Here is a 362-nt window from a genome sequence, read left to right as displayed (position 1 = left end):
CCGAGCACCGTTCCGGCGGTTACCAACGTCACCGACACCATCGACACCACCACCGTCAAACTCACCGCCTCCGAGTCGGCTGCTGAAGGTGGCACCGTCACTTACACCGCCACTGTTGGTGCTCCGGTCACTGGTTCGCCTGTCGTCGTGACTCTGGCCAACGGCCAGAACATCACCATCGAAGTCGGAAAAACCACTGGCACCGTGACCACCACCGCGCCGAACGATGCATTGGTTGGCCAGGCTCCGCTGACCAACTCGATCACTGACGTAAGCGGCGGTAACTACGAAAACCTCGTGGCCGACAAAACACCAGTCAGCACCACCGTGACTGACACTGTCGACACCACCAACCTGTCGCT

The 362-nt window shown here is 60.2% G+C and carries 1 protein-coding gene; it reads left to right on the top strand.

Annotated features, from left to right (window positions below):
* Positions 1 to 362 (top strand): immunoglobulin-like domain-containing protein (locus tag K5E40_RS34520; RefSeq protein WP_221734442.1); only part of this gene is annotated, 362 nt, incomplete at both ends.

It is taken from the genome of Pseudomonas baetica (genome assembly GCF_019733355.1).
GTDB lineage: Bacteria > Pseudomonadota > Gammaproteobacteria > Pseudomonadales > Pseudomonadaceae > Aquipseudomonas > Aquipseudomonas baetica_A.
This window is presented reverse-complemented; position numbering and strand designations above follow the sequence as displayed.